General features: G+C 61.7%; 22 protein-coding genes. 15 read left to right on the top strand and 7 right to left on the bottom strand.

What is annotated here, in order from left to right; translation table 11 throughout:
* Nucleotides 1-16: 16 nt before the first annotated feature.
* Entirely contained in the window at nucleotides 17-841 is an 825-nt protein-coding gene (locus RE4_RS31560; protein WP_019746907.1) for an Abi-alpha family protein, read from the bottom strand.
* 14 nt (nucleotides 842-855) lie between these two features.
* Nucleotides 856-2130 (bottom strand): DUF445 domain-containing protein, encoded by a 1275-nt coding sequence (locus RE4_RS08865; protein WP_019746908.1) that lies wholly within the window; start codon nucleotides 2128-2130, stop codon nucleotides 856-858.
* Between the two features lie 330 nt (nucleotides 2131-2460).
* Between RE4_RS08865 and thrS the strand changes: the two genes are divergently transcribed.
* Nucleotides 2461-3681, top strand: a complete 1221-nt coding sequence (gene thrS, locus RE4_RS08860; protein ID WP_060938435.1) for a threonine--tRNA ligase — start codon at nucleotides 2461-2463, stop codon at nucleotides 3679-3681.
* Here the strand turns inward: thrS and RE4_RS08855 are convergent.
* On the bottom strand, nucleotides 3678-4124 hold the full coding sequence (locus RE4_RS08855; RefSeq protein ID WP_003945852.1) for a MarR family winged helix-turn-helix transcriptional regulator: 447 nt from the start codon (nucleotides 4122-4124) through the stop codon (nucleotides 3678-3680). The two genes, thrS and RE4_RS08855, sit on opposite strands and share 4 nt — an antisense overlap.
* Nucleotides 4125-4267: 143 nt before the next feature.
* Between RE4_RS08855 and RE4_RS08850 the strand changes: the two genes are divergently transcribed.
* The gene (locus RE4_RS08850) at nucleotides 4268-5464 is read left to right on the top strand and encodes an MFS transporter (RefSeq protein ID WP_019746910.1); all 1197 of its coding nucleotides are present in this window, start codon (nucleotides 4268-4270) and stop codon (nucleotides 5462-5464) included.
* A gap of 81 nt (nucleotides 5465-5545) precedes the next feature.
* Here the strand turns inward: RE4_RS08850 and RE4_RS08845 are convergent, their stop codons facing one another.
* The 3 genes from RE4_RS08845 to RE4_RS08835 form a co-directional block, all read right to left on the bottom strand.
* The gene (locus tag RE4_RS08845) at nucleotides 5546-7600 is read right to left on the bottom strand and encodes a neutral/alkaline ceramidase (protein ID WP_060938434.1); all 2055 of its coding nucleotides are present in this window, start codon (nucleotides 7598-7600) and stop codon (nucleotides 5546-5548) included.
* A 95-nt stretch (nucleotides 7601-7695) separates the two neighbouring features.
* Nucleotides 7696-8424 carry an acetoacetate decarboxylase family protein gene (locus RE4_RS08840; protein ID WP_007734116.1) on the bottom strand — a complete coding sequence of 243 codons (729 nt, stop codon included), beginning with the start codon at nucleotides 8422-8424 and terminating at the stop codon, nucleotides 7696-7698.
* Nucleotides 8421-9281 (bottom strand): SDR family oxidoreductase, encoded by an 861-nt coding sequence (locus tag RE4_RS08835; RefSeq protein ID WP_042950821.1) that lies wholly within the window; start codon nucleotides 9279-9281, stop codon nucleotides 8421-8423. The genes RE4_RS08840 and RE4_RS08835 overlap by 4 nt, the downstream gene beginning before the upstream one ends.
* Nucleotides 9282-9420: 139 nt before the next feature.
* Between RE4_RS08835 and RE4_RS08830 the strand changes: the two genes are divergently transcribed.
* Nucleotides 9421-10626, top strand: coding sequence for a cytochrome P450 (locus RE4_RS08830; RefSeq protein WP_060938433.1), 1206 nt, complete (start codon nucleotides 9421-9423; stop codon nucleotides 10624-10626).
* On the opposite strand, the gene RE4_RS08825 is transcribed toward RE4_RS08830, so the two are convergent.
* A complete protein-coding gene (locus RE4_RS08825; protein WP_003945598.1) occupies nucleotides 10615-11049 on the bottom strand; it encodes a cupin domain-containing protein in 435 nt (144 codons plus the stop codon). The genes RE4_RS08830 and RE4_RS08825 overlap by 12 nt on opposite strands.
* 175 nt (nucleotides 11050-11224) lie before the next feature.
* Here RE4_RS08825 and RE4_RS08820 point away from each other — a divergent pair, with 175 nt between their 5' ends.
* The 12 genes from RE4_RS08820 to RE4_RS08765 all read left to right on the top strand — a co-directional run bounded on the left by RE4_RS08820 (nucleotide 11225) and on the right by RE4_RS08765 (nucleotide 22384).
* Nucleotides 11225-11527, top strand: coding sequence for a hypothetical protein (locus RE4_RS08820; RefSeq protein WP_060938432.1), 303 nt, complete (start codon nucleotides 11225-11227; stop codon nucleotides 11525-11527).
* Between the two features lie 144 nt (nucleotides 11528-11671).
* Nucleotides 11672-12541 carry a helix-turn-helix domain-containing protein gene (locus tag RE4_RS08815; RefSeq protein ID WP_020906174.1) on the top strand — a complete coding sequence of 290 codons (870 nt, stop codon included), beginning with the start codon at nucleotides 11672-11674 and terminating at the stop codon, nucleotides 12539-12541.
* Nucleotides 12538-13419 (top strand): aldo/keto reductase, encoded by an 882-nt coding sequence (locus tag RE4_RS08810; RefSeq protein ID WP_020906175.1) that lies wholly within the window; start codon nucleotides 12538-12540, stop codon nucleotides 13417-13419. Before RE4_RS08815 ends, RE4_RS08810 begins: the two co-directional genes overlap by 4 nt.
* Nucleotides 13420-13482: 63 nt before the next feature.
* Nucleotides 13483-14349, top strand: a complete 867-nt coding sequence (locus RE4_RS08805) for an FAD:protein FMN transferase (RefSeq protein WP_060938431.1) — start codon at nucleotides 13483-13485, stop codon at nucleotides 14347-14349.
* 50 nt (nucleotides 14350-14399) lie between these two features.
* Entirely contained in the window at nucleotides 14400-14849 is a 450-nt protein-coding gene (locus RE4_RS08800) for an FMN-binding protein (protein WP_020906177.1), read from the top strand.
* A gap of 72 nt (nucleotides 14850-14921) precedes the next feature.
* Nucleotides 14922-15710, top strand: a complete 789-nt coding sequence (locus tag RE4_RS08795; protein WP_020906215.1) for an SDR family oxidoreductase — start codon at nucleotides 14922-14924, stop codon at nucleotides 15708-15710.
* A 218-nt stretch (nucleotides 15711-15928) separates the two neighbouring features.
* Nucleotides 15929-17116 (top strand): aldo/keto reductase, encoded by a 1188-nt coding sequence (locus RE4_RS08790; protein ID WP_060938430.1) that lies wholly within the window; start codon nucleotides 15929-15931, stop codon nucleotides 17114-17116.
* Between the two features lie 95 nt (nucleotides 17117-17211).
* The gene (locus RE4_RS08785) at nucleotides 17212-17880 is read left to right on the top strand and encodes a DUF998 domain-containing protein (protein ID WP_020906217.1); all 669 of its coding nucleotides are present in this window, start codon (nucleotides 17212-17214) and stop codon (nucleotides 17878-17880) included.
* A 747-nt stretch (nucleotides 17881-18627) separates the two neighbouring features.
* Nucleotides 18628-19665, top strand: a complete 1038-nt coding sequence (locus RE4_RS08780; RefSeq protein ID WP_020906218.1) for an ABC transporter substrate-binding protein — start codon at nucleotides 18628-18630, stop codon at nucleotides 19663-19665.
* Complete coding sequence (locus tag RE4_RS08775; RefSeq protein ID WP_020906219.1) at nucleotides 19646-20728, top strand: ABC transporter substrate-binding protein; 1083 nt, start codon at nucleotides 19646-19648, stop codon at nucleotides 20726-20728. The genes RE4_RS08780 and RE4_RS08775 overlap by 20 nt, the downstream gene beginning before the upstream one ends.
* Nucleotides 20709-21530, top strand: coding sequence for an ABC transporter ATP-binding protein (locus tag RE4_RS08770; RefSeq protein WP_020906220.1), 822 nt, complete (start codon nucleotides 20709-20711; stop codon nucleotides 21528-21530). Before RE4_RS08775 ends, RE4_RS08770 begins: the two co-directional genes overlap by 20 nt.
* Entirely contained in the window at nucleotides 21527-22384 is an 858-nt protein-coding gene (locus tag RE4_RS08765) for an ABC transporter permease (RefSeq protein WP_060938429.1), read from the top strand. The genes RE4_RS08770 and RE4_RS08765 overlap by 4 nt, the downstream gene beginning before the upstream one ends.
* The last annotated feature ends 38 nt before the right edge of the window (nucleotides 22385-22422 follow it).

The raw sequence follows: 22422 nt of genomic DNA, 5'->3' as shown, positions 1-22422 counted from the left end.
CACAGGGCCGGAGGCCCTAAAGAGAAAAACAGGTATGACAGAAGTCGTCACCGAACGGCGTCAGCAGGATGCTACGACGCACTATCTTGTTAGATCGTCCGGCTCGCTTGACCGCCTCGATCACCGACGGCTGTACCTCGACCACCTGGTACCGGTCGGCCTCGACGGGTTCGCGTGAGAACGCCACCAAACCGAGCCGATGCAGGTTGTTCAGGTACGCGCTGATGCGGTCCAGATGACGACATCCCGCCAGTTCTCCGATCATCGACAGACCCTCGTCGATCATCTCCGAGCCGACGCCGAACGGCCGCGCCGTACGTACGTCCACGCTCGGTTGCGCACCTGAAGTGGCCAGCAACCGAAGAATTCGAGCTTCGTCCGGCGCGATCTCGTCGAGGATCCGGTCGTAGGCCGGGTGCAGATCGTCGCGATCGGTCACGTCCGCGGAACGGTCCAGCAACCTGTCGCCGCGTGCCCGCAGCGCCGCGAGAGTGGCTTCGACGCTCTGTTTGCGATTGGTACGAGTTGCCATTGCCGCCCGTAGGTTTTCGGTCCGCGAGCCGTCTCCGTTGGAGTTCTCGGCCCGACGTTCGGATTGAACATTGGCCGATTCAGCGGCCTCTGCCGCGGCTTCGGCGGCAGCCTGAACGATCTGCCGCGTCGCCTCCTTCGCCGTTCCGAAAGCCCAACCCGTCAGCTTGATCGACGTGAGCGTCGTCGTGGCAGTCAGCCCGACAAGGCTGCGGATCAGACGCTTTTCGACTGATTCGACCGGCGCGATGTCCGCAGCCCAGTCGTACGATTCCGCTTCGACGATCAGGCGATGGTCGTGCTCACTCATACTCATACTCCGACTCATACTCCGAATATTGCGAGGTGCAGGAAACCGGCAAACGAGCCCAGTACGGCCCCGTGTACGAACAACAGCCACTCGTCCTGTTTGACGGCTGAGCGTAGTAGTTCACTGAAATCTTCCGGTGAAAGGATGCTCATGCGTTCGGTGACGAAGACACGAATCTTCTCCGACTGGCTCTCGGCGAACTCCGCGTCCTCGAAGACCCTTGGGTACAGATCGAGCACTTCGGTGGTGGCCAGGCCGGGCAGACGCTTGTAGCTCTGCGAACCGACGGTCATCTTGACCACCGACTTTGCCCAGCCGGCGGCGTCGTCGACGGATTCGCGCAGTACCTGATCGAGCATCCGCCGCGTTCGGTCCGAGCGGGGACCTTCGAGGAGTTCGGTGCCGATGTTCTCGAGCGTCACGACGTGATCGGCCAGGGTTTTTGCGTACCCGGCGATGATCTCGGTGCGGCGTTTGAGGAAAAGTCCCTGCCGCCACGGCACCCAACGGCTGGGGGTGATCGGTTCGAAGATCATCGTGATGCCGAGGTAGTTCACGATGTACCCGATGATCACGCCACCGATGGGAAGCACCCACCACTGCGGAACCAGATGGAGGATTCCGACGAGCACGAAGCCCATCGGGAACCCGAAGTAGAAGCCGAAGTTCTGCATGAACCTGAGCTCTTTGTTGCCCATCGTGCGGAAGATGTCGTTGAGCAGTTTGGGGTGCGAGGAGAGGTAGCGGATCACCATCAGCTTCGCGTCGATGAACTCGTCGATGTCCTCTTCGATGCGGTCGGTGATCATGCGCACGCTGGCCGGCAGATCGTCCTCCACCTTGCGGAAGACGGCCTCCTTCACCGACGTCGGAAGGTTGTGCCAGAGCTGAGGATTCTCGGCCGTCATGATTCTGGTGACCACGCCGCGCACTTCACTGCGGGAGATGTTCACCAAGTGCTCGGCGATGCTGTCCGGGTCCAGGACGCGATAGAAATCGGCGATGCTGCCGACTTTCGCGAGGGATTTGTCGACGGCGATCGACGCCATCTTCTCCGCCCGCGAGGGGACGATGCCTTGCCAACCGAATCTGCCGTCGCTGGTGATCGCGGGGATCACCTGGACGCGTCGGGGGAGGAACGGGAAGAGCAGTTTGAGGCCGGGCACTTTGATCCCGTGGAAGTTGATCGGCGCAAACAGCATCAGGACGCCCGACCAATTGGTGATGTACCCGATGATTCCGGTGAACAAAGGAATGGTGATCAACTGTTCGAGCAAGTGGTCCGGCACCGTCGCACATCCTCCTCATATCCGAGAACCTCACGTTCGGACATGATTGCCGAAACTTCGCTCTTCGTGGGTGTTTCGTTGGCTACTGCTGCGCCTTCCCAGTTGCGTCAGCATAGAGGCCCGACAATTCGGGCTGTAGGTGGGTAGGAAGTTGATGTAACCTCACGTACATGGTCAGTATTGCGCACAACACGACGACGCCGGTTCTCTTCCGGCGCATCGTTTAGCAACTGCTGACCGAACCCTTTCAGCCCCGGGAGTTATCGCCCCGGGGCTTTCCTGTTTCGTCGCTCCGTGTGCGTCTCCCCTTGAACGATTTGGAGAGCTCTCATGAGCGTTGACCACCGCGAACTCGGGCGCGACCTGGAGTTTTTCGCTACCACCCCCATAGTCGGAGCCGGCCTTCCACTCTGGTTGCCGGACGGCGCCGTCATCAGGAACGAACTCGAAAAGTTCGCCGCCGAACAAGCAGCGCGCTCCGGTTGTCGGGGTGTCTATACCCCGGTTATGGCGAAGAAAGAGTTGTACGAGAGATCTGGTCATTGGTCCAAGTTCTCGGAAGACATGTTCCCCGAAATGAAGATAGGCGGAGAGTCATTTCTCCTTCGTCCGGCTAACTGTCCTCATCACGCTCAGGTATTCGCCGCTCGCGGTCGTAGTTATCGCGAGCTACCTTTCCGCGTTCGTGAACTCGGCTCGATGTTCCGTAGCGAACTCTCCGGAGTTCTCAGCGGATTGAGTCGAGTCCGACAGATCAATCTCGACGACGCACATGTCTTCTGTAGTCGTGAACAAGTGCAAGCGGAAGTGATCGTCGCGCTCGACGCGATCGAGCGCTGCTACTCGACTCTGGGGATTGCCGAACGGGGGTACCGACTCTCGATCAGAGGGGGAGAGGGGCAGTACCTCGGCACCGACGAGCAGTGGGCGGACGCCGAGGATCACCTTCGCGGGGCGCTGAATGCACGCTCGATCGAGTACGTGGAGGCGAAGGGGGAGGCAGCGTTCTACGGTCCCAAGATCGACGTCCAGGTGCGAGATGCGCACGGCCGCGAGGAAACACTTTCGACCGTGCAACTCGACTTCAATCAACCGGCGCGGTTCGACCTCGAGTACACCGCTGAGGACGGATCCAAGGCTCGCCCCGTCATGATCCATCGGGGCTTGCTCGGGTCGATGGAACGCATGACTGCGCTTTTGATCGAAAGGTTCGAAGGGCGGATGCCGCCGTGGCTGGCACCCAACCAAGTCTCGATTCTGCCCGTCGGCGACCGGCACCAGGTTGAGGCCGAGCGTTTGCGGGCCGATCTCGAGGCTCGCGATGTTCGAGTGGCGATCGCGCCTGACGGATCCTTGGGACGTCGCATCCGCGAGGCACGCACTCACCGTGACCCGTACATCGCGGTGATCGGGGACAACGAGGTGCACGGCGGCACCGTCGACGTTCTGGTCCCTGCGCGTGGTGGGCGGGCGGTCGTCGATGCGAGTGTGTTTGTCGCTCAGGTGGTCTCGGGAATCGAGGAGCGTGCCCTGCTTCCGGCAGACTTCTAGCCGACGGGTAGTTCGTGGAGCGCGCGCACCAGTGGCGCGAGTTCGGGTGTTTTGCATGCCTCGTCGAGTGCGGCCTCTAGGGTGGCGTCGTGCGTCGGCCGTGCGCTTTCGAGCAGCTCGCGGCCGGCCGGCGTCAGTTCGGTGTAGATGCCTCGACGGTCGTCGGCGCACAGGATGCGCGTCAGTAGTCCTCGATCTTCGAGTCGATTGACCAAGCGCGTCGTGGCGCTGCTGCTCAGTGCGGCAGCGCGAGCCAACTGGGCCATACGCATGTGCCAGCCGTCCTGGCGGCTCAAAGCGTCGAGCACGGTGTATTCGACGACGGACAGTTTGTGCTCACGCTGGAGCGCGCGTTCCAGTTCGGTGTCGAGGGCGCCGTGCAGTGCTGCGAGCGTGCGCCACCCTTGCGAACGGATTTCGACGGCGTCGTCGGCGATCCCCATGTGATTCTCCTTGTCCGTTTCCTGCGACTCCAGGTTACCAGCTTGCGCATGTAGCGCGCGCGTGCAACTATTTATAGCGCGCCTGCAACTACTGCACACGCCCGCTAACGGCTTACGCGTAAATCTGTGAAAGGAACATCGAGATGCCATTGGGTCTCATTGCCCTCGCTATGGGCGGGTTCGGGATCGGCCTCACCGAATTTGTCATCATGGGCCTCCTGCCCGAGGTCTCGGCTGATTTCGAGGTCACCGAGTCCGTCGCGGGCTACCTGATCTCGGGCTACGCACTGTCGGTGGCGATCGGCGCGATCCTCCTGACCGCTGCCGTCACCCGCTTCGAGCGCAAGAAGGTCCTTCTCTCGCTCATGGTGCTGTTCATCATCGGCAACCTGATGTCCGCGCTCGCGCCCTCGTACGAGGTCATGATGGGCGGACGCATCGTCGCGGCACTGTGCCACGGTGCGTTCTTCGGGATCGGTTCGGTGGTTGCCGCCGACATGGTCGCACCCAACAAGCGTGCCGGCGCCATCGCGATGATGTTCGCGGGCCTGACCATCGCCAACGTTCTCGGCGTTCCGTTCGGCACTCTGCTGGGCCAGCAACTCGGATGGCGCTCGACGTTCTGGGCCATCACCGTCATCGGCGTCATCGCGCTCATCGGAATTGCAGCACTCGTCCCGACGACGCCCGCCAGCACGACCGGTGGCGGATTGCGCGGAGAGTTGGGGGCATTCCGCAACAAGCAGGTATGGCTCTCGATCGCCATCACCATCCTCGGCTACGGCGGAATGTTCGGAGCCTTCACCTACATCGCCTTCACCCTCACCGAGGTCACCGGCTTCGCGACGTCCAGCGTTCCGTGGCTGCTCATCCTCTTCGGCTCGGGCCTGTTCGTCGGTAACTTCCTGGGCGCCAAGGCGGCCGACCGCTCGCTCACGAAGGCGCTGGTCTGGATTCTCGCGATCCTGACCGTCGTTCTGATCGTGTTCGCCGCCACCGCCGAGAGCAAGGTCATGACCGTGATCTCACTGTTCTTCATGGGCGCCTTCGGTTTTGCGACGGTACCCGGGTTGCAGATGCGGATCATGAACTACGCGTCGGCCGCACCGACCATGGCGTCGGGTGCAAATATTGCCGCCTTCAACGTCGGCAACGCGCTCGGGGCATGGTTGGGCGGAATCACCATCGCCGCGGGACTCGGCTTCACCTCCCCGATCTGGATGGGGGCGGCGGTCACCGTCGCAGGTCTGCTGGTCCTGATCGTCGCGGCGAAGATCGACCGCCCGGCAGCGTCAGAGCAGTCGACGACGAGCACCTCGCTGCACCCGACCGCCGCCTGAACCTGACCACTGCGCTCTGACCCCATCGCGTGAACGTATCGCTCCCCTTGTCCAACAAGGGGAGCGATACGTTCACGCGGGTCAGGTGAGGCGGAATTCGGACGTCACCCCGGAGAACGGCGAAATCGCGCCGCTACCCCGAGCCTTCGACGCACCGAAGTGTTGGACTCGATACGTACCCGCCGGAGTATCGGCCGGAACATCCCACGTGATGCGAACGACGGAACCGTTGCTCCCGACCCGGCGCCAGTGCAGTTTGGTGGACCAGTCGTTGTCGTCGGCGACCCGTGTCCAGGATCCGCCGGTATTGCGCTGGATCTCGTAGAAGGTCCCGTTTCGGTGAGTGTCGTTCTTGGGGTGGCCGGTGACGAACTCGACGGCAACCTGCGCACCCGGTGAGCCGTTGCCGGGCTGGACGGTCGCATCGCCGAATTGTGTTCCCGGCAAGGGCTCGTCGAAGTCGACGCCAGGTCCGAAGCTGGGTTGGAACCCGGACAGGTCGGCCGGCGCGGGGCCGCGAGGAGGTTCGGTGCCGTCGCGCATCGCGGCTGCGAGAGCGGCGTACCCCTGTTGATAGGCCGGCAGTGTGTAACGGCCGAACATCGTCGAGCCGCCCTCGTACTGCTGCGAATCGTATTCCTGTGGCGTGGTGCAGTAGCTCGAGTACGAGTTCGCGTAGCCCTGGAAGATGACGTTCTCGAGCGGAACTCCAAGCTCCTCGGCGACGGTTCGACGCACTCGTAATCCGGAGACGATGGTGAATTCCGCAGGGCCACCGACGATGTAGAACTGGCCGATCCGCAGGATCTGGATCTTCAGTACGTTCGGCACCCATCCGCCCGGTGGCAACAGGCCGACCGGAACGACTACGAGCTTGGGGGCCTGTGCATCCTGAAGCCATTGAGGCACAGGAGCATCCATGCCGCCCAAGGCGTCGATCATGGGGTTTCGGGTGCCCTCGGGGAAGATCGGAATTGCCGGCCCGTCCTCGACGCTTCCGGCGCTCATTGCCGCACCGATCGCTGCCGGTGCAGTGCGGTGCTCGCGCCCGTCCGGGGTGAATCTTCCGCTCACCACCTGATTTGCCATGTCCAGGTACATGATCCGACTGTCGACACCACCAGTGACGGTTTCGGAGGCCGAGCCGAAGGCAGTTCGAGCCGCCGCAACCTGGCGCAGCCCGATGATGCGTGCATTCTCGAATTCGTCCTCGGTCGGTCCGCGTCCGGGCTCGAGGAAGAGGTTCGGTGACATGTCGCCGCTGTTGGTCTGCGGAAAAGCGGCAATGAAGCTGGTGTCGCCGTCGAGGTAACGCACACCCCGGTCGTCGTGCTCCCAGAAGTACGCCGCGGCGCCCTTGTTGTCCCCGGAGATGAGATGGTTCTCGTTCGTGAGCGAGGCGCAGTGGGTAGCGAACCAGTTGATCGCCCCGATGTCCTTGCTGCCCCGACTGATCCGCATGACACGCATGTGGTGATCGTTGCCACCGGGGTAGTAGGCCTTGTCCTCTTCGGGATTGAGGTCGAACGCCACTCGCGATCGGTTGACGCTGGCATCGGTGAGATCGGACCGCCCGAAACGGACGGAGCCCGGCGCCAGGTTCTCGTGGGCAGCGCTGATCGCCTCGACCATGCCGTTGACCTCGGCTTCGAACACCTGCAGTTCGAAGCCGAGAACTGCGAGGTTGTACGCGTAGTTGTGCGAGGCCCCACCACATGCCGCGTGTGAATGGATGGCCGTCAACATGACGTTGCGTTCGGTGTAGATATCGCCGAATTTCCCAGCCAGCCGGCGTAGGACCTCGTCGTGAACGGACTGGAAGATCATGCAGTTGTCGACGCACACGTAGGCGACCCGTGACCCGCCGGACTCGAAGATGAAGGCGCGTGCGCGCATTCGCTGGTGCAGGCCTTCGGCGCGTTGGTCGAAGCTCGAGTAGCCCATCATGCCGACCTCGGCGACCGGTCCGGTCACATCGGAGATCCCGACGCCCACCTGCAACGACGACGACTTGTCGGTACGTGCGGGTGAAACGGTGCGTGCCGGCGAAGCTGCGACGGCCTGGTTCGTCGACAGAGCGGCGAGCGCAGGTGCGGCGGCAGCGCCTGCCAGTACGGTGCGTCGGGTGATCTGCACGAGTGTCCTTTCGGGCGGTCTGACGCGAGTTGGTCAACCGTCCAGGAGTGTAGCCCGAGTCACACGTGACCGAAAGGGGTGCCGTCGGCTGACACTCAGATCGTTGTCGCCTCCCCGAACGTCATCGCCAGATTTTTGATGGTCGTGGTCATCAGGGCCCGGCGGGGGAGTCCCAGTTTCCGAAGCTCCGCCGCCATCGGGTGACTACCCAGCTGAACCTCTGCTCCACCAGGGCGCGATTTGACGCCGGTCGGCGCCATGTCCCACGACGTGCACCTGGTTGCGCCGTCGAGATGCGAGTACGCGGCCAACGACATGTTGGCTCCGCCGCCAGGCACGCTGACGCCGGACTTCACACTCAACTGTGTGATGAGTTTGCCGTCGCGCGAGACGGATCCGCGCTTGACCGAGCCGACGTGCTCGGTGTCGAACTCGGCGAGCACCTTCGGGAATCCCCAGATTTCCCGGCCGGCGGCCTTGGTGAACTCTCCGTCCACCGGCAACTCGTGAATGAGTGCCCCTGCAGTTCCGGCAGCGAGCGAACGTAGATCTCCCAGCACCGAGGTTTCGGGAGGCGCAGTGTGGCTACGCACCATGTACGTCACCCCGAATTCGTTGTACGGCCCCAGATCCCCATCGATGTAGTCGACAAAAACCAGGCCGCACAGCGCCCGGCCGGGACGGTACTGGAGCACGGTCAAGCCGGTGTAATCGATGATCGACTGCGCCGTTGCGCTGGGTACCGAGTACAACGCCATGAAGGCTGACGCGGTGCGAACTTCGACGGGCATCTCGACCTTCTTGCCCAGAATCGTGTAGCTCATGGCGCGACCACCCCGCGGAGTCCGTCGGATCCGTAGACGGGTTCGAGCATCGAGCGGAAATCCGGTCCGCGGCGCAGCATTTGGCCTCCGTCGACGTTGATGATCTGCCCGGTGATCCAGGTGGACTGCGGTCCGAGGAGGAAGGAAGCGAGTCCGGCGACGTCCTCGACCTCGCCGACGCGTTCGAGCGGCGTGTTGGCCAGGTAGTCGTCCAGGATCGGGCCACCGTCGGTGATGAGCGCGACCAGATCTGTTCGGGTCAGCCCTGGGCGGATCGCGTTGACACGAATGTTGCTGGCGCCCAGTTCGTCTGCCGCCAATTGCACCAGGTGGTCGACGCCGGATTTCGAGACGCCGTACGCGCCGAACCAGCGATGTGTGTTGCTGCTGGCGATCGACGAGATCGCGACGATGGATCCACCGCCTCCTGCCACCAGTGCCCGCGCGCCGTGCTTGATCGTCAGCATGGTCCCCGTGACGTTGAGGTCGACAGTGCGGCGCCACGCGTCGACGTCGAGTTGCGTGACCGGGGCGATGGTTTCGTTCCCGCCGGCGCAGGCCACCACTCCGTCGAGCTTTCCGGTGACGGAGACCGCCGCGGCGACAGCGGCGACGACGTCTGCCTCGATCGTGACGTCGGTAGGGGAGACGCTGACAGATCCTTCCGGACTCGACTGACGGATCGATTCGGCGGCAGCTTCGAGTTTCTCCTTGTTGCGTCCGCAGATCGTGACGTGAGCGCCGGCCGCAACGAGCGAACGAGCGATGCCCAGGCCGATGCCACTACCGCCGCCGGTCACCAGTATCGATGTGCCGGTGAAAGTGGGTATGCCCGCTGAGGCGGTGTCGTCGTCCATGCGTGTCTCCTGGTCGTTGCTCCGGCGGGCTCGCGTGCTGCTTCTGGAGGTTTTCCGGTCCGGCTTCGGTGAAAACGCCCCACGCTATATAGGAACAGGTTCTACTTATTGAGGCAAGGGTTGTGCGAGAGGTGGAGTGATGGCTACCAGACCGACCTTCGATTTGATCGACGGACGCTTCTACAGCGGAGACCTCGGGAATGTGCGCGACGCGTACGCCTGGATGCGTGATCACGAGCCCGTGTACCGAGACGACGCCAACGGAATCACCGCGGCCGCGAGCTACGACGCCGTCGTCGCAGCCGAGCGGGATCCCGAACTGTTCTCCAACGCCGGCGGCATCCGCCCCGAAACGGGTCCGTTGCCGCAGATGATCGACATGGACGACCCGCAGCACGTCACGCGTCGACGCTTGGTCAACGCGGGTTTCACACGTAAGAAGGTCGAAGCCAAGGCCGGCCGTATCCGGGAGATCTGCGATCAACTGATCGACGCCGTCTGTGAGAAAGGAGAAGCCGACTTCGTCGCAGACCTGGCCGCACCACTTCCCATGGCCGTCATCGGCGACATGTTGGGTGTCCGTCCCGAGGAACGCGCGTTGTTTCTGCGGTGGTCGGATGATCTGGTGAAGGCATTGGGAAGCAACGCTTCCCAGGAGCAACTGCAGGCCATGATGGCTGCGTATGTCGACTTCACCGCGTACATGATGCGAACCATTGCCGAGCGGAGGAGCGAGCCGGCCGACGATTTGGTGAGCACATTGATTCACAGCGCGGTTGACGGCGAGGCCCTCTCCGATCAGGAAATCGTCAACGAGTCCCTACTGATCCTCATCGGCGGTGACGAGACCACACGGCACGTCCTGAGCGGCGGCATGGAGCAACTGCTGCGCCATCCGGACCAGCATCGAGCGCTGGTCGACGATCCCGATGCCATTCCGTTGGCGATGGAGGAGCTGTTGCGGTGGTCCTCGCCGATCAAGAACATGGCTCGCACTCTGACCCGTGATACCGATTTCTTCGGTGCGCAGCTGAAGGCGGGCGAGAAGATGCTACTGCTCTTCGAATCGGCGAATTTCGACGAGTCCGTGTTCCTGAACGCCGAACGGTTCGATATCGGCCGCACACCGAATCCACACGTGGCCTTCGGCTTCGGAACGCATTTCTGTCTGGGTAATCAGCTGGCCAGGCTCGAGGGACGGATCATGTTCGAGCAACTCTTCGCCAGGCTGCCGGGAATGGAACTCGCCACCGACGCGCCGTTGCAGCGGCGTGCCGCCAACTTCGTGTCCGGTCTCGAATCGATGCCGGTGAGGTTTACCGCTTCGGCGTCGTCAGCCGGGTAGCTGGCAGTTGGGCGGCGCAGCATCTTCGGAGAGGGGGCTGCCCGCCGGATTGACGTAGACGACCTCGAGTACCAATGGTGTTGTCTGCGAGTTGTTTCCGATGTGCACATGATCTGAACCGCTCGGTTCGATCAAAGTATTTCCGGCGCTGTAGATCCCGTCGACGGAGCAATCGGATCGGTAGTGGCTCAACGTGCCCTGCGCGATCAGTGCGTAGAGCGTCCCGTCGTGGAAGTGCCAACCGGTGGAACCGCCGGGGTCGATGGTGATCTGGCGCAGGATGTAGTCCTTGCCGTCGAAAGTCACCTGCCCGAGGATTTCACCGTGTACTCCCGTGCTCGGTGTCGCCGACGCATTGATCGGCGTCAGAGACAGCCCGATCGCTGCGGACACTGCAAGCAGAACCTGATGGCGTTTACGCATGAGCGGCCCTCCCAGACGGATGTGCTCCTGAGTGTCCTCCGTCGATGCCCGGTTTATCCCAGTTTTCGTGGATCCAGCACTGCGAAGGCAGAGGTATGCCCTTGAGAGGCGGTTACGCTCGTGCCATGCAGCAGTCGCGACGAGGCGCCGGAGCCAGCCGCCGCCTGCGCACTTCATGTTCGAGGCATTGATCGATCCGTATCGCCAGCCCGCCCGGCACTGGCTGGAACTGCTCGAGAGCGAGATCGCACCGGAGATCGTCAGGGCGGAAGAACCGGGGCTGGTGATCTGGTCGTCGATCTGGCCGGACCGCCCCGACGCCGTCATCCGATTCGACATCGAGGCGGTCGGAAACAGCATGATGCTGCGTTGGACGCTCTTCCTCGAAGATCCCATACCGTCCGAGGCAGAGGTTGTCAGGATGCGAAAGCGGCTCAATACATTGATCAATGCGAATCTGAGGTCGATCTTCGGCTGACGTGGCGGTCAGATCGTCAGACCACCGGAAGAAGAAACCATGTCGGGCCCGTTCATCGCACTGTGAAGCTGCAAGGAAGCTCAAATTCATCCGTGTATTGGCAGTTCCTCCCACAACGGGAACACTGCCTCTACCGTCGACGGTATGGACCATCGTGCACAAGTATCTGAGTTCCTGCGCACTCGCAGGGACCGGATCAAGCCGGAACAGGCGGGGATTATCGGAGGCGGTCGTCGCCGGGTGTCCGGACTGCGCCGAGAAGAAGTCGCTTTTCTTGCTGGTGTAAGCGTGGAGTACTACGCCCGGATGGAGCGCGGCGACCTGGCCGGTGTTTCTTCGGAAGTTCTCGACAGCATCGCCAAAGCCCTTCAGCTCGACGACGCCGAGATCGACCATCTGGCTGACCTTGCTCGTGCCGCTGGACCCCCACCGCCGCGCCGACGCACCCGGCCCGGAGAGCAGACCGTAAAACCCACCTTGCAGCGTTTCCTGGATTCGGTGACGGGCGCGCCGATGTGGGTGCGGGATCAGCGCATGGACTTCGTTGCCGCAAACTCACTTGGGCGGGCGCTGTACGCGCCCCTCTTCGATGACCCGGCCAACCAGGGAAACTCCGCCCGATTCACCTTTCTCGATCCTGCGGCGCAAACCTTCTTCCCCGACTGGGAGCGCAATGCCGACGACATCGTCGCGACGCTCCGCATCTACGCCGGGCAGAATCCGCTCGATCGGCGGTTGACCGATCTGATTGGCGAACTCGTCACGCGCAGTGAGACTTTCCGGCGCAGGTGGGCAGCTCACAATGTTCGCCACCATCGGGCGGGGATCAAACGTATCCACCATCCTGCGGTCGGCGATCTCGAATTGTCCTACGAAGCGATGGGCCTTCCGGCGAATCCGGAGTGGTTCATGTTCGCCTACACCGCTGAACCTGGCAGCGCCTCCGAAGACCGTCTCAAGCTCCTCGGCAGTCTCGCTGCCACGACACCACCGAAAACAGACGTAAGGAAATGAGCATGAATCTCACTTTGAACAACGGAATCGAAATGCCCGCTCTGGGTTTCGGAGTCTTCCAGACCCCGCCGGAGACCACATCGTCGTCCGTAGCCGCGGCGCTGCGCGTCGGTTACCGACTGATCGACACCGCGGCTTCCTACTTCAACGAACGAGAGGTGGGTGAAGGAATCCGTCGCAGTGGGTTGGATCGGTCGGAAGTGTTCATCGAGACGAAGCTCTGGATCAGTGACTACGGCTATGACGAGGCTCTGCATGCGTTCGACAAGAGCGCGGGCAAGCTTGGTGTCGAACAAATCGACCTGCTCTTGCTGCATCAGCCCCTCACCACCGATTTCGGGAGGACGGTCGGCGCCTACAAGGCGCTCGAGACGCTGCTGACGGATGGAAGGGTTCGCGCGATCGGTGTCAGTAATTTCATGCCAGGCGACCTCGCAGTGCTTCTCGAACAGACCGATGTGGTGCCTGCGGTGAATCAAGTCGAGGTGCATCCCTACTTCACTCAGCCAGAGGTGCAGAAGGCGAATGCGGAGCACGGCGTGCTTACCCAAGCTTGGTCACCGATGGGAGGGATCACCAGCTACCGAGGCGACAGCGACAGGTCGACGTTCAATGATCCGGTGATCGGCGAGATTGCAGACGTTCATGGCAAGACTCCCGCGCAGGTCATGTTGCGCTGGCATGTGCAGGAGGGGCGGTCGGCCATCCCCAAGTCCGTCAACCCGGAGCGGATCGCGTCGAACTTCGATGTGTTCGACTTCGAACTCAGCACCGCCCAACTCGGTGCAATCGACGCGCTCAACACTGGCGTGCGCGGCGGTCCCGACCCGGTTTCGGTGACCCTCGAGGCGTTCCACCGGGACATCCCTGAGGCCTGAACGGACGAGACGGATGGACCCCAGGTCTCGGGGCCAGAAGTGAAAAGGGCGGACGCTCGATCGGTGTTTCGGTTCAAAGCAATCGGCACCGACTGGGCGATCACAACCGAGAACCCGGTGCTGGATGGGTTGCGACAAAGGATCGGCGCGCTCACCGAAGACTTCGACCACGTCTGGTCCCGATTCCGCGCGGACTCGCTTATCACCCGGATTGCGCACGCCGAAAACGGCGGACAGTACGAGTTCCCTGAGTGTGACGTAGCGCTATTCGAACTGTACGACCGGCTGGTTGCCGCGACGGGCGGCGCGGTGGATCCGCTCGTCGGACGCGATCTCGAACTGCTCGGTTATGACGCCGATTACACACTGGCGCCTGACGAGGTCGGGATCGCTCGACGCCAGCGCAGGGAGTATTGGCTTTCGGATATCGACCGGACTGAGTCCACGATTACCACCGTTCGTCCGGTGGTGATCGACGTCGGTGCGGCGGGCAAGGGACACTTGGTCGATCTCATCGCCCAGACGCTGCTGGATGTCGGTATCGGAGCATTCCTCGTCGACGGGAGTGGCGATCTGCGACACTGCGGACCGGAACCGCTCACCGTCGGCCTGGCACATCCTTCTTTGCCAGGGAGAGTCATTGGCACCGTTCCCCTTCGGAACGCAGCACTGTGTGCCTCGGCCACCACCCGGCGTGCCTGGGGGAAGGGGCTGCACCACGTCCTCGACGGACGGACTCGGCAACCTGTTACCGACGTTATCGCAACCTGGGTGATGGCCGCTGACGCTGCGACCGCCGACGGGCTGGCGACCGCATTGTTTGTCAGTGCCCCAGAGTCCTTGCGTTCCTTCGAGTTCAGCTGGGTGCGCATGCTTGCCGACGGCAGAGTGCAATGGTCGAACGACTTCGCCGGAGAGCTCTTCCTCTGACATACCGGCGTGTACCGAAACTCAGCTCACAGTCATCAGAAAGGGGAACTATGAAGTCTCACAACTTTGTTCGCGCGACCTTTGTCGCGGCCGCATCGCTGACCGTGTTGTTGCATGTTGTCGGGTGCAGCAATCCCGGCACCACCACGCCGTCGAACGGTACGGGCTCTCGCATCGCCGAAACGGACTCGCGCAGTAACGAATACGAAGACGGCACTTTTACCGAGAGGGGTATTTACGGTGGCGCGCCGTCGTACATGACCATCACGGTCACGCTCAGTGACGACACGATCAGCGATGTCGCCGTCGAACCGATGCCGGAGAACAACGACACTTCTCGCGGCTACCAGGAGCGGTTCGCTGCCGCTGTACCGGAAGCGGTGATCGGTAAGAGCCTCGATGAGGCGGAGGTCGGCGTTCTGGCCGGCGCCAGCGGTTGCGCCGATGGTTTCAACGACGCCATCGCGAAGATTCGTGAACAGGCGCGCGTGCCCGAGTAGGAAGGGGTGACTGCGTATCGGTGTATCAACGGTTCCTCCCACTTCGGCCCTCTCAGCCGTAGCGTCGAAAATATGGATCAACGATTTTCGGTGGACTCGGTACTCATTGTCGGAGCATCAGGCAGTATCGGCCAGCTTGTCGTGGCCGAAGCCATGCGCGTCGGATTGGACACGACGGCGCTCGTTCGCGACCCGGCCCAGTCCTCCCTGTTCCCAGAAGGCACCCGAATCGCTGTCGGCGATTTCACTCGACCCGACACGCTCGGGGAAGTCTCCGACGGAGTCAACGGGATCGTCTTCACACATGGCACCTACGGCGGCGCCGGTGAAGCTGAGCAGATCAACTACGGAGCTGTCCGCAACGTGCTCGACGCTTTGAAGCATCCGGCCCGGATTGCCCTGATGACGACGATCGGCGTCACCAAACCCACGCCCGGCCACGATTGGAAGCGCCGCGGTGAACGCCTGGTACGGGCAAGTGGCTTGCCGTACACGATCGTGCGGCCGGGGTGGTTCGACTACAACAAACCAGACGAACATCACGTCGGCATGCTGCAGGGTGACCGACGGTGGGCAAGTGATCCCTCTGACGGCGTGATCTCCCGCCAGCAGATCGCAGAAGTCCTCATCGCCGCTCTGAACGCGGACACGGCCGACCACAAGACGTTCGAACTCGTCGCTGAGCAGGGAGAGGCTCAGAGCGACCTCACTCCGCTTTTTGCCGCACTTCAACCGGATTCGGAAACAACTCTCGACGGGCCACTTGATCGCGACAACTTGCCACTGGCCGTCGAGTCTCCACGCGTGCTCAGTGACCTCGACGCCATTCGTGGACGTTTCCAACTGTCCGGACCGGCGTAGTACCTAGAGTGCTCTCGAGTAGATGCCGGCGATGACGTCTGCCATGCCGTGGATGTCTTCGGTGCGGAAGAAAGGCCTGTCCACGCTGCGAGGCGCGTCGAGGTGCCGAGTATCGGCCTTATTAACTGCGCAGCTGATGGTGGTGCCACCTGAATAAGGCCATTTCTTTAGCCCTAAGTCCTTCAAGGACTTTGACATCAAACAGAAATGGAGTTTCTGTGAGAAACGCCCCCGCCGGTGCCAGCCGTCGTAAATTCCTGCTGGGAGCTGCCGGTCTGGCCACAGTGCCGATCGTTGCCGGGATGGCAACTGCCTGCGTGAGCGACCAAACGGCATCGGACCAGTCGACATCTCCCGCCACTAGCGGAGCAGGAGCCGTCGCAGCGGCGACCACGCTCACCGATCGCCGGAGGCTCGGATCCTTGGAGGTTTCGAGTATCGGACTGGGTTGCCAGACCATGGTCGGCACGCTCTACGGCCCGGTCACCAGCCGCGAGGATATGGTCACGTTGATCCGAACCGCCGCTGATCAAGGCGTCACGTTTTTCGATACGGCCGAAGCCTATGGTCCGTTCGAATCGGAACGAATCGTGGGAGAAGCGCTCGAACCCATCCGTGACCAAGTTGTAGTGGCATCGAAGTTCGGATGGAATATCGACCTCGCGACGGGTGAGCGTCTTGGTGGTGTGAACAGCCGCCCGGACAATATTCGCGGGGCTGTCGAAGGGATGCTGGCGCGACTGAAAACTGATCGCATCGACCTGCTCTACCAGCACCGAGTCGATCCGGCGGTTCCGATCGAAGACGTCGCCGGTACTGTGCGGGACCTCATCGACGAGGGAAAGGTGCTCCACTTCGGACTCTCGGAAGCGGGCCCGCAAACTATTCGCCGGGCACACGCCGTTCAACCGCTGACGGCGATCCAAAATGAATATTCCGTACTGTGGCGCGGGCCTGAAGCCGAGATCCTGCCTCTGTGTGCAGAATTGGGAATCGGCTTCGTGCCGTGGTCTCCGCTGGGAGCGGGATTCACAACGGGGACGATCAGTCCCTTCACTCGATTTGCTGCCGACGATTTCCGTGGAGCTGTGCCTCGCAACGCCCCCGACGCGATGGCCGCGAATATGCCGTTGATCCAGTTGCTTCAAGATTGGGCAGTACGTAAGGGTTCCACACCTGCGCAAATCTCGCTGGCGTGGTTGATGGCGCAACAGCCGTGGATTGTGCCTATTCCGAGCACGACTAGGACGCCGCATCTCATCGAAAACCTTGGATCTGAAGAAGTCTCGTTCAGTCCTGACGAACTCCGAGAACTGAACACTGCAATCGCGTCGATTCCGATTCAGGGAGATCGGCTGCCGGCCGGCGCGTTGGTTGCTACCGGTATCGAAGCGCCGCTTCCCTGATTCAGTCACAGTGCTGGCCTCGCTGGCGCAGAGCATGTTCGGCAAATGATCACCGACACAACAGCATTGCTGTTCCCACGAAGGCAGATCGACCTGTGACAGATTCAGCAGAACGAGAACTGGCCACATCGAGGCCAGCGAGGCGAATTGCCGAAGGAGGATTCGGCATCGTCATCGTGTCCATTGTGCTGTTCCTGTCACTCGATGTCCACGCGATCGTGACAACCGGCAGCAGGCTCGAACCAACTATCAGCGCACACGGTCTCGGTGGCGGTCGCTGGATCTTCACCGCTGCGGTAGTCCTTCTGGCGGCCGGATCAGCCGGATTTCTGATCGCCCTCATCGGCCGACAACTCACCGTCTGGAAATCGGGCGTTGCTGCCGCCATGGCAATGTGGATCATCGGGCTGATCTGCATTGCAGCATTTCCCAAGCAAGACTGGTCCCAGCCGGTGAGCATCAGTGGCATCATCCACTGGGCGGCCAGCGCTCTGGCATTTCTCAGCCTTCCGGTCGCAGCGATATTGCTTGCGCGGCCATGGCTTCGGGATCGAAATCATGCACGCTGTGCCCGGAGAACGCTGATCGCCGGAGTGATATCGATTCTGGCCTTTGTACCACTCGTCTATGCCCTGGGTGTTGACGCGGCAACTGGAGTCGACTGGTGGGACGTCGTCACGTTCGGTTACACGGAACGACTGATCGCCGCAGCGGAAGCGGCAACTCTGGTGGTGATCGGCAAATGGGCCCTCGCACGGACCTAGACGGAAATGATGACGAATTCGATCCTCGGATCACTCGAAAAGACGTAGTCATATTCGCAATTGTCATTGTGATAATCAGTGTTGCAACATATTTGGAATCGCGACCGCTTTGAGAATGCGCAACAGGGATATTCCTGTGAAGTCGCAGTAAGCGGTGGTGGTCCTGATCGTTCTCGCCATCTCATCTGCGATTCGCCGGCCCGGAAACAGGTCACCGGAAGGGCTGTAAAGTTCTCTTCCTGACCGCCTATTCGTGGTGCTCGTGTCCATCACGATGGGCGTGAGATCGGCTACCGACCACAATCGGAAAACACTGACCTTCAGGGTTCGTCACCACGGAGACTTTTACGCGACATCTCGGCATTGACCTCCCGTGACGTAGTTGGCGGGTTACTTGGCCTGCGACCTATTTCAGCGCCCGTGGGGTCAGCATGCGGCCGAGCGCGTCGGGGTGCCCGCAAACATCGGCAACGCGGTCGTGTTTCTCACCTGATGAGTGCGTACACATCTTACGTCTTACGGACTGAACTGCATCAATTCGCTCGTTCTCCCTGCTTCGAGTGTGTGCGTCGGCTGCGGCAAGTCGAGTCAATGGTTAGCCCAATCGGACCCAAAGCTCACTCTGGACGTGGTGACGATCACATGCTAGTTTTCCTATGTCCGTAATCACAACCATGTGATCGTAAATACGAACATTTTGGGGATGCGATTTCCCGAACTGGCTCATCGAGGAGAAGCAGAGTACCTATGAGACCCACCAAGCAGAGCCGCCGCGCGGCCGCTATTGCCGTGACCTCGATTCTGGCGCTGGCAGCCTGCGGGGGTAACGACAAACCGGCCACGGTTGACGGTGTCACGTCACTGCGCGTGAACACGTCTATCCCGACTATTACGATCGCCGGTGCGCTCGCGATGGACGCACAGGACATCGACGCAGCTCACGGCCTCGATGTTCAGTTCGACATGGCCGGCGCTTCCAGCACGTTGAGCATCGAGGCAGTCCTTTCCCGCGACGCAGACCTCGCTCTGGCTGGCCCGCCGTCGATTCTGGCCGCGATGCGCGAAGGTGCTCCGCTGACCATCCTCGGTTCGACTGCGAACAACCTGCAGGTGCTGGTGATTCGACAGGACGTAATCGATAGGTTGGGTATCACTCCCGACGCGCCGATCGAGAAGCGCATGGAAGCCCTCCGCGGCCTGACGATCGGAACCAATCCGTCCGGTTCCACCTATCAAACTCTCCTACGAAACGAGTTGGGTCGGTACGGATTGAACCCCGACAACGATGTCAAGCTGATCGGCATCCAGGATTCCAACGCTCTGGTCACGGGTCTCGCTCAGGGGCAGTTCGACGCGGTTGCGACGTCCAGCGGTGTCGTCGAGCAGGCAATCATCAACAGTGGTGCGGTGGTGTGGATTTCGGGACCGCGCGGTGACATCGAAGCGACTGCCGACGTTCCGGTTCTCGCCATGGTCGGCCGCACCGATTGGGTCAACGAGAACGCCGAAGTCGTCGACAAGTTCCGCGCCGCCATGGGGGAGTCGCTCGATTCGCTCGAGTCCGACCGCGACACCCTCGGCCCGATTCTCAAGGAAAAGTACTTTCCCGCGACGGATCAAGGGGTCTGGGACCTGGCGTGGGCGGAGTCTGCAGGCGGGTACCCCGACGAGCCCACCTTCCCGCGCTCCTCCTACGACTTCTGGGTCGAGAACGATCCGAAAGGTGTTGCCGCGTATGAAGATGCCAACTACGAGGATGTGACCTATGCACCCGCGAAGGGCTAGACACACCGCCGCGGCGAGTTGCGGCGCTACCGGGGCAGGCTCACGAACCAGGCGTATCGTCGTTGCCGCAGTGGCGTTGATCTTGACGCTCAGCGCATGCGGGAGCGAGAAACGAACCACTGCCGAAGGTGTCACGCCTGTCGATATCAAGATGTCCGTCGCAACCTTCACGAATGCCACTGCGCTCGTGATGGCGGCGCAGGACTTGGACGCCGCTCACGACCTGGACGTCGAACTCGACCAGGCCGGTGTGTCCAGCACGTTGAGCATCGAGGCGGTGCTGTCTCGAGATGCAGATCTGGCGTTGGCGGGCCCACCGTCAGCTCTCGCGGCGATCCGCCAAGGGGCGCCGCTGACGATCCTCGGTTCGATCGCCAACAATCAGCAGGTCATGGTGATCCGTCCAGACGTCATCGCCCGTCTGGGTATCACTCCTGATGCACCCGTTGCGGAACGGATGGAGGCACTTCGTGGGTTGACCATCGGCACCAACCCCTCCGGTTCGACCTACCAAACCCTATTGAGGAACGAGTTGGGCAGGTTCGGCATGAACCCGGACGTGGACGTCAGGATGGTTGGCATCCAGGATCCGAACGCGCTGGTGACCGGGCTGGCTCAGGGTCAGTTCGACGCGATCGCAACGGCCAGCGGCATCGTCGAGCAGGCCATCATCAACAGCGGTGCGGTGGTGTGGATTTCGGGTCCACGCGGTGACATCGAAGCCACGGCCGACGTTCCGGTTCTCGCAATCGTCGGACGCACCGATTGGGTGAACGAGAACACCGAGTCCGTCGACAAGTTCCGCGACGTGATGGCCGATGCGCTCGATGCACTTAAGACTGAACGGGATGCCCTCGGTCCTGTCCTCAAGGCCGAGTATTTCCCCGCACTGGATCAAGGTGTCTGGGATCTGGCATGGGAGGAGTCCGCGGGGGGTTACCCAGACGCGCCGACCTTCCCGCGTTCTTCCTACGACTTCTGGGTCGAGAACGATCCCGAAGGAGTAGCCGCATATGACGATGTCAACTACGAGGATGTGACTTATGGCGCTGCTCAAGACTAGAAACGCACCCGCCGTGTCGGACCGGGAGATCGACACCACGGATCTGCTGCGTGTGGAGAAGGTCGCCGTCAGCTTTACCGGCGATGTGGATGTCCTGTCGGACACCTCCCTTCGCGTCGACAAAGGAGAGTTCGTCACCCTCCTCGGCCCGTCGGGCTGCGGGAAGTCGACGCTGCTGAACATGACTGCGGGAACGCTGAAGCCGAACCGCGGCGAGATATTCTTCGGTGGGAAGAAGATCACGAGCGTCAACCGTCAGGTCGGGTACGTGACACAGGAAGACACCATGCTTCCGTGGCTGACACTCGCCGCGAACATCGGTCTTCCGCTGAAGATGCGCAAGGTCGCCAAGAGCGAGATAAAGGACCGAGTCGACGAACTGCTGCTGAATTTCGGGTTGGACCACGCAGGTCACCGCTACCCAGCGCAGCTCTCCGGCGGAATGAAGAAGCGCGGACTGCTCGCTCGCGCAATGATCTACAAGCCCGAACTGCTGCTGATGGACGAGCCGTTCGCCGCGCTCGACGCCCAGATGCGTGCACAACTCCAGCGTGACCTGCGGGCCGCTGTCCGCGACACCGGTGTCGCAGTCCTGTTCGTCACACACGACCTCGAAGAGGCTGCGCTGCTGTCCGAGCGGGTCGTCGTGATCGGCGGCTCGCCCGGCCACATCATCGACGACATTCCCATCGATCTCGGCCCGGAGCGAGATCCCGACACCCTACGTTTCGACGAAGGCTTCCGCGAAATCGGCCAAACGCTGCACCGGTCGTTGCAGAGAGCGCGAGGAATTACGCCATGAGTACGAACATCGAAGAAGTGGTCACCCCGGACCGGGACGACGCCGTCGCGGCAGTGGCGAAAGCGAGCATGCTGGGAAAGAAGAAGCGTCAGCGAAAGTCGTGGATTCAGACGTCCTCTCGGCTCGGCGCCGTGGTGGTGTTCCTGATTCTGTGGTCGGTGGCGGCCGGCACCCTCGTTGACACGTTCTATCTGCCCGAGCCGACCGCGGTGGCCGAAGAGATCTGGGATTGGATCCTCGACGGCAGCCTGTGGACGAACATCATGGCGACGATGGTGCCTGCCGCGCAGGGTTTCCTCATCGGTGGGATCAGTGCCCTCGTGCTCGGCTACCTGTTCGCGATGTCGAAGACCGTCTCGATGGTCCTCGAGCCGTTCGTCGCTGCGGCATACGGCATTCCCGTCGTGGCTTTAGTGCCGCTGCTGATCCTGTGGCTCGGAATCGGGAGGTCGCTCGCGGTCGGTGTGTCGGCGATCGTGGTCTTCTTCCTGATCTTCTACAACGTGTATTTCGGTATCAAAGACGTCAAGCAAGAATTCATCGACCAGGTCCGTATCGCCGGTGCGTCTCAATGGGACCTTGTGATGCGCGTGCGACTCCCGTCGGCCCTCGTGTGGGTGGTGGCAAGCCTCAAGCTGGCCGTGCCACACGCGCTCGTTGGCGTCGTAGTCGCGGAATTCCTCACCGGTAGTGAGGGATTGGGGTACATGCTTTCGTCCAACGCAGCACAGTTCAACGCCGCAGGCACCTTCGCCTCGGTGGTAGTGCTCGCAGCCATCAGCTTCGCCCTCGACCGCATCGTCTTCATGATCTCGCGCCGCGCGCTCATGTGGAAAGAAACAGCCGAGCGCTGACGACAAAAGTCCTCCCCAAGACTGGCTTTCTCGCCGAC

It is taken from the genome of Rhodococcus erythropolis NBRC 15567 (assembly GCF_001552595.1).
In the GTDB taxonomy this organism is placed as follows: Bacteria; Actinomycetota; Actinomycetes; order Mycobacteriales; family Mycobacteriaceae; genus Rhodococcus_F; species Rhodococcus_F erythropolis.
Note: the sequence above shows the minus strand (reverse complement) of the source record. Positions and strands in the feature narration are given on the sequence as shown.